Below are 7,721 nucleotides of genomic sequence, written 5' to 3'. Positions count from 1 at the left end.
TCAAATTTTATGTATCTTGTTTAAGCCTAAACACCTAAACCCAAAGTTCAGGTTAATAGAGTGCTTATTCTATTGCATAAGAAAAAACAAAACATTTTGTTTTTAAGGAAAATCAATACTTAATTTTAATAGATTTTAAAAAAATTAGATGCGTGGATACAAATTCGTCTGGCAAGGTTTTTTATTTTACGAATTTATCTAAAAAGTTAGAAACTCCTTTTTCCACTTCTTTTATAAGGCCTTTAGGATTCAAATCAAAGAATTTTTTGTTTTCATCGTCAGACAAATTCTCATTGTTATTTGTTTTTGCTTCGTTAAAATCTTTTTCCCAAGGGAAAGGAATAGTGGTGGGAGTAGGTGGTGTCGCATCGAGAAGATTAGACATAGCAGCATCTAATACGTTTCCAAGTAATTTAGCTTTTGGATCCCCATTCAACTGTGCAACTAAAGCGCTGATCCTGCCTGCAGCTCGCTTTTTATCAATTTCAACACTTCCTTTTCTTCCTTTTATAGGAATTTGTAATAAATAATTATCCTCTAATCCAGGAATGTTGAAAGCAAACTTTAAGGCTTGCGCACTTAATCCTAATACTAAGTTCATTTTCTGGTGTGTTAAATCAATTTCTCCCCAGCTTGCTAGGTGATATTGGTTGCCAACTAGAAAATCTAATCTTTTTAAATTTAAAATTCCTTTATTTAATTTAAAATAAAGAGGAGTAAACCAAATGGTAAAGGGATTTTCTAAAATAGGTCGAATTAAATCTAAAGTATTTTTTAATTCACCTTCGTTGCGAAAACTAACTTTCCCTAAATCCACAGATCCTTTTTCAATAGAAATTTTATTCAAATCAAAGGGAAATAAAGGACAAGCAAAACCAGTAGGAGCAATCTGCAATTTAATGGGATTTTGGGCTTTAATAGCAGAGCTTAGTAAAGGCATACTGTCTTCTAAAAGTGTTTGACTAAGCAGAGGAGTTACTTGTATTTCCCAATTAAATGACTCTAATAAAGTGAGGGTCCCCTGATTCAATAGTCCATTCAATTTCACATGTCCATTTGTTCCCTCAAGATCAAGTTGAAGAGGGCCTGTTAAGTGTTTGAGATCACACAGAATCTTTGCGTCAATATGTTCCCCAACAAGGGCATTTAAACGCTGGTACTGCTTATCATTTAGGAATAACAACGTTTGAATCCATAATGAAGGAAGTTTTCGAGCTTTGAGCTGAGATTGAATGTTAACTTCTTGCCAATTTTTTAACTTTCCCTCTGAAGTAAATAATTGACTAATTTTTCCATCTATTGCGAAAGAAGAATCGGAGGAAGTAGAAGTTAAATTAATATCAATGCTTTCAATGAGATCTCGACTTTTAACTTGTCCTTGGACGGAAAAAGGGAGAAGTGTAGGGTGTTCTTTCCACTTAATAGGTGTTGTAGTGAATTCAAAATCAATCATTCCTTTTTTTAAATTTTCTGAGGTACAGCAAGGAAAAGGAATTAATAAATGGCTAAGGTTTCCTTTAAGTGTGACAGGACCCGACAAAGTTAAGGAGGTCATTTTGTCAGAAGAAAAAATAGTTTGGAGATGTTGGTAAGCTTCCGGTGTTATTGTCCAGCGTATTTCTCCTGAAGGATTAGCTGATTCATATAAAGTAATAAATTTATCAATTCTCAAGCGTGCTTTTGCATGCAATTTATCACTATCAAAGAAGAGATCCCAATAAGTCGGTATTTGGCGATCCGGAGAAATGAGTGTCTTCAAATCTATATCCAACTGAGGCCCAATTAGTGGGGTTAAATCTTTGAGATTGAGAAGAGCACTGAAAAATTTGGTGGATAGGCATCTAATATCCGTTGTAATATCTGTTGAAGAATGATTTAAATCAATTTCAAAGTTAGGGGACAACCAATTATTAACAATAATTTTTGCATCGATTTGACTGTTTTTTTGTTTTTGACCCTCAGTATATGCTAATCCCTCTAAATCAAACTGAGCAATATTTTTCATCGCCTGCAAAGAATAATCAACTTGCAACTGCTCAAGTGTTAATAATGTTCCCTGTTTTTTTTCTTCTGTCTCAATGCGATCGATGCTAAGCTTACCGTTTAACAATAGACTACTTAGATTCTTTGATTCGAGATTGACTTGAGTTGGTTCCGCAGTTAATTGAATAAAAGAAGGTTTTTTAAGTTTCGGTAAACTAAGCTGAAAAGCTGCACTTAGTTCTTGAGAAGCCTCCGGCACTAACAAATAATTAATCTGTAAGGGTTTTGTTAAAGCAAGCACCTCATTCATCAGACTTCCTTCAATTTCAGCCTTAAAGTTTGAATTTTGCATTTGAAGTAATAAAAATGGAAAATTAAGATGATTATGGCTTTCCATTTGTGCAAGAGTATATAGATTAAATTGCACAGGTCTGTTTAAGAGGGGAGAGTAAAACCCATCGTTTTTTAAAAAAGAAAGTTGCGATGATAAGTGAGTTTGAAATGTAGAGAAATTATCGCCATCTATTTTTAATTGAATGTCTTTTAATTGTACGGTTCCTAAATCAGTAAGATAAGAAAGTTGGATCAGTTTTATCGTTGATTCTAATTGTAAGCGGCTATTTGTTTGACCATTTAACGGAATATGCAATTTGTTAATTGTAATTAAAACTGGGCAGGGTTGATCTAGAGCAAATTGTTCTGAAGAAAACATTGATTTCAAACAATCTGAAGGAAAAATCCAACTTAAATTTAAAGGCGAGATTAGCTTAATCTCCTTTCCAATTTTAAATTGTGCTTGATTAAGAACTATTTGCGGGGTTTGTATAGATAAAGATAAAGAAAATTCACCTTCATTTTTTGCTTTAATTGAAAATTGAAGGTCGGCAAAGGAACCTGCTTGTTTGATTAATTCTGGGTGGTCTTCTAAAAAAGGAACTAATTTTAAAGGAAAATTAGAAATCTTTAAGGAAGATTCCATTTCTTTTTTTAGTTCAGTTTGTAAATCCTGCCAATTTTCTGGTTTAACGACTACGGTTTCAAAACGGAGATCGAATTTTTCTTGTTCGAGTTGTCCTTGACCAATTAATTGTAAATTCGCCGTTGGGGCACAAAGGGTGGATTCTAGAGCTGTTTTTAAAGAAAAAACTTTAATTTCTCCGATTGAAGGCAATTCTAAAAAGATGGTGGGAATTTCTGCTTGGGTTTTAAAAGCTATTTGGCATGGATCGATAATGCTATTGGAATCAAAAAAAGTAAGGGGGAGATGAAAATCATAAACTAATAGCTTTAGCTGCGATGATTCAAGGAGTTGAAAATAATGAGGTGTAAAAAGGTTTATAGATTCGGGTCTTAGATTGAGAGTGAATCGACCAGGTTCTCGAAGACTGAAGACTCCTTTAGAAATTTTTCCTTTGACATCTCCTTGCATTTGAGGTGATAAAGCATTCAAATGAAATGCTAGTCCTTCAGAGCTCGGTTCTTTATTAATTTGTAAATTGAGACGATCTCCAAATAAAGAATAAAAAACTGTATTTAAGCCGGGTATTTTTAATGCTATAAAGCGATCTAATAACTCAACGGGGAAATTAACAATTTTTGCATATATATGAGCATCTTTGCTTCCATCTATAGTTAAATAATTTTGAGCATTAATAGATAAATTTTCCCAGTTACTGGCTTTAAGTCCAGGTAATGTGATGTCAATTTCAAAATTTCCTGAAAGATTTTCTTGTTTGGTATTACCTTTCAGATGAGCAGCTAAAGGTTTTCCTTTAGAGAAAAAAGAAATTGTCCCATTCACATCAGAAAGTAAGATTGTTGTTGGTGGCAAAGGTGCATATTCTACATGGCGGTCATAACCAAATGCTCTCTGAAGATTACTATCTCCCTTATTATCAGTGACAATTGCCACATTTAATTCTTGTAAATGGGTTTCTCCTAAATCTGTACTTCCAAGTAAAAATTGCCAGAAAGCAGCATCGGTAGAAAATTTTTCAATTCCGATAACAGAGCGACCTTCTGGATCTTTAAGCAATATTCCTTCAATGATTTGCCCTTTTCCCCACCGCAAATTTAAAGAATTTATTTCAATTTGGCCAGGAATCGAACGATTGATCCAAGTAACAACCTGTTTTTTACCCCATTCAGAACTTATAATGGAAGGCAAAGTGATTAATCCAATTCCGAGAAGAATGCAAAAAAACAATAATAGATACGATAAACGGTATGAAAAAAAAGAGCGCATGAACTGTAGCCTTATAAAGTTTTACCTTTTATTATACAGGTAAATTTAAAAAATGGACTTTGGCTAAGTTGCTATTCTTTACCGTCTTTGAAATATATTCTAACGTTCGTGTATGTACAGATGAAATGCTTAACAACTCCAAATCTAGATTGTCAGCTTAGCCAAAATTTTAGTTTTCGAATCCACTTATGTATAAAAACAATTTTCCTCTTCGAGAGAAGCTATAAGATAATTTACAAAATCTTAAATGTCAATCGATGTTAAGATTTGATTAACTATTTATTTAGTTTTGATTAAATGGGGCTAAATTCGTGGCAATGTGAGATTTTAATTGTGAGAAAAAAATCTTAAATAAGATAAATTAATAATACTTAAGTATAAAAATGAAGTAAGGTAATAAAAATTAAAAAATTTAGTTATTCTTAGAATTAAAACCTTGATAATGGAATTAAATTTAATAAATTTTTAATTTATTTTTTTATCCTATATGGTTTAATCAGTTTCCCAGTATTTAGGAGTACAAAATTGGGTATCCCATCCTCCTCCCAAAGCTTTGATCAAACGAATTGTTGAAATATATCGTTCACCTAGCACAATAACAGTATTTTGTTCTGTTTCCAGAAGAGTGCGTTCAGCATCCACAACGTCTAAATAATTAATAAGGCCTCTTTTGTAGCGCATTTGAGATAATTTAAGGGTTTCTCTTGCAGCTTTCACACCAGCTTCTAATGCTTCTGCTTGTAAGGCTTTTTGACGAAGATTAACTAATGAATCTTCTACATCTTGAAAAGCAATTAATACATTTTCTTGATAATTAGCTAAAGTCTCTCGAAAACGAGATTTTGTGAAAGCTAAGTTGGCACAATTTCTTCCTCCATCGAAAACAGTTTGTATCAGATTCAAACCAATTTCCCAAAGCCGAGCTTTCCAAGAAATTAAAGAGTGAACAAACGGGCTTTCAAGTCCAAAACCTGCATTTAAATTCATTGTGGGAAAAAAAGAAGCATAAGCAATTCCAATTTCCGCGTAGGAAGCTGCAAGATTTCTTTCAGCTTCCGCAATGTCTGGTCTTCTGTAAAGAAGTTCAGAAGGGAGCCCCGTTGGGATGGAAGGTGGAAGAGCATTAATGGGGTTAAATTTGATAGAAAAAACAGTGGCGGGGGTTCCGGTTAAAGTTGCAATAATATTTTCTTGTAAACTTCGAAGACGTTGGATGTTGGCAAGATCTGAGCGAGCTCTTGCAAGCTCTACTTTAGCTCGACTGACATCAGAATAAACAATTAAACCAGCATTAAAGCGTGCTTGATTAATATCAAAAGCTTTTTGTCTTGCTTCAATTGTTCTTTGTAAAATTGCTTGTTGAGAATCTAGATCACGCAATTGGAAGTAATTTGAAGCAATATCAGCTGTTAACGTTAGTAAAATGCTTACATAAGCTTGAGTAGATGCTTGGGATCGAAAAATAGCTGATTCATAGGTGTTGGTTAGCTTAGACCATAAATCTAGTTCGTAGTTAAAATCAAAGGATAAAAAATATTGAGATTGAATACCTCGAACAGTCTGAGGTAAATTGCTGAACATCGCATCTTGATTGTTTTGTTGGGAAGAGGAAATCGCATTTCCAAGGGCGTTTTTTTGTAACATTCCAGATCGTGCATAAGAAGGAGAAAAATTGACAGTAGGAAACAGAGACGCTCGATCAATACGAGCAATTGCCCGAGATTGTATCACCCGTTCGAATGCTGCCCCAAGAGTATGATTTAATTCTAAAGCCTGCTCTTCTAACTTATTCAAAATAGGATCATCAAAAATTTCCCACCAGTAATCTAAATCTTTTTTTGATTGTTCGAAACGTTGCTCTTGATTAAAACTTGATGTTTCTTCCTTTGCTAAATTGGAAGGGCCTTCATTAACGGAATCCTTTTCCCATTTTTCAGGGGTGCTTATCTTACTTGCATTTTTCCAGACCTGAGGAGTCGTTATAAGAGGGGCTTGATATGGGGCAATTAATCGGCAACTTTGAAAGCTTATACAAATCAACAGCAGAATTAAAAAACGATTTAAAGTGGAAAAAATAAAAAATTTGATATATTGCATGTTAACTTACGTTTCGAGTTCGTTTATAGATTTGTTTTGGCTACTAAAATTACGTTTTGGAAATGGTTAGGTAAGCAACCAATTAATGAAATTAACATATAAAGGAAATATAGTTTTGTAAAAAGTTTATTTCGCGGAAAAACAAAATTTAGCTTTAAAAACATCTAAAAAAAGTTTATCGATGACAAACTTCGATGACACATTTTTTTTCAGCAAGTTCATCGATTAACGCAGATAAACTTTCGCGATTGTCTTTGTCTAAATTAGCATCCCATTCGTCAAGCAAAAGAACATCTACATCAACCTTGTCAATAATTTCTAAGAGTCTGCTTCGCAAAGACTCGCCTGTAGAATATTTATTTGTCTCAGAAATGAAGCTTAGCTGGTTTTGTGTCGGGAGAAAAAAAGCTCGGTCACAAAGAGCATTTTTTACAAGCATAAGGACTGTTGACTTTCCAGCTCCATTTTCACCTCTTAATGTAATTCGACCAGATTGTTGAGTGAAAGTTAACAAATCTAAGTGAGAATTTAAGGTTGGAGGGACTGATAAAGACACATGGTCAGTTTTAGGTAAATTAGAAGCATCTAATTGAATTTTTGACCATTTGATTTTTTTCTCCATCATTTGTTGAGCATCAGTAGCGGGTTGAATGGTTTTATAAATTGATAGTAACTTACTCCGATGCATTGTCCAGCGGAAAATTAAGCTAAGGGTTTGATAAGTATAAGATAAGATATTAAAAAGGATAGGGAGAGTGACTAAAAATGCTGTTAAATTAGCTACGCTATGACGATTTGTGTAAACATGGTAAACAACAACGATAAGTGAAGGAATGCAGGTCAGTAAAGAGATAACAATTGCTAAAACTTGATCAAATCGCTCTAAATCTACGTTCTTTTGCAAACATCGATTTAAACGTTGGGTTGTTCTATCTTCCCACAATTTAAAATTATATCGGTTGCCTAATAATACATTATCCCACGCAGCCAATAGAGATTGATAAAGATCTATACGGGCTGTTAAAGCTTTTTTTGTTAAACGCCTTTGCAAGCGTCGTTTAGCTTTCATCACAACCAAAACTGTTAAAACACTGATAGCATACGCTAGTCCAAACAAAGGCTCGACGACAATTGACAAAGCAAAGATGTTAAAAAACACACTAATCACATAGGCATACAAATCATAAACATAATCGATTAGAGTTTGTAAAGCGTTGGGAGCTTCTGCAGTTAGAATAGAAAGTTTTTCCTCTCTTATTCCTTTATTATTCCATTCACCAATTTGATTGCGATTAGACGAGACAAATGCATTGATGAAAGAGCGTTGAGCTTCCTGGCGCCAAGAAATTTTTATAATGCTCGCCATACAACCGGGAATATAGGGAAATACTAAGGA

General features: G+C 33.8%; 3 protein-coding genes. All 3 read right to left on the bottom strand.

The genetic code is table 11. The features are described from left to right. Positions 1–181 precede the first annotated feature (181 nt). The 3 genes from TY19_RS00685 to TY19_RS00675 all read right to left on the bottom strand — a co-directional run bounded on the left by TY19_RS00685 (position 182) and on the right by TY19_RS00675 (position 7,691). A complete protein-coding gene (locus tag TY19_RS00685) occupies positions 182–4,228 on the bottom strand; it encodes a hypothetical protein (RefSeq protein ID WP_042278927.1) in 4,047 nt (1,348 codons plus the stop codon). Positions 4,229–4,720: 492 nt separating this feature from the next. Further along, the gene (locus TY19_RS00680) at positions 4,721–6,325 is read right to left on the bottom strand and encodes an efflux transporter outer membrane subunit (RefSeq protein WP_052354701.1); all 1,605 of its coding nucleotides are present in this window, start codon (positions 6,323–6,325) and stop codon (positions 4,721–4,723) included. 175 nt (positions 6,326–6,500) lie between these two features. Continuing rightward, the gene (locus TY19_RS00675; RefSeq protein ID WP_042278926.1) at positions 6,501–7,691 is read right to left on the bottom strand and encodes an ATP-binding cassette domain-containing protein; all 1,191 of its coding nucleotides are present in this window, start codon (positions 7,689–7,691) and stop codon (positions 6,501–6,503) included. Between the last annotated feature and the right edge of the window lie 30 nt (positions 7,692–7,721).

It is taken from the genome of Candidatus Protochlamydia sp. R18, from assembly GCF_000648255.1.
GTDB lineage: Bacteria > Chlamydiota > Chlamydiia > Chlamydiales > Parachlamydiaceae > Protochlamydia > Protochlamydia amoebophila.
Note: the sequence above shows the minus strand (reverse complement) of the source record. Positions and strands in the feature narration are given on the sequence as shown.

Excerpts from the sequence above, each read along its gene's own strand:
- TY19_RS00685 (WP_042278927.1), bottom strand. The coding sequence starts at position 4,228 with ATGCGCTCTTTTTTTTCATACCGTTTATCGTATCTATTATTGTTTTTT.
- TY19_RS00680 (WP_052354701.1), bottom strand. The coding sequence starts at position 6,325 with ATGCAATATATCAAATTTTTTATTTTTTCCACTTTAAATCGTTTTTTA.
- TY19_RS00675 (WP_042278926.1), bottom strand. The coding sequence starts at position 7,691 with ATGGCGAGCATTATAAAAATTTCTTGGCGCCAGGAAGCTCAACGCTCT.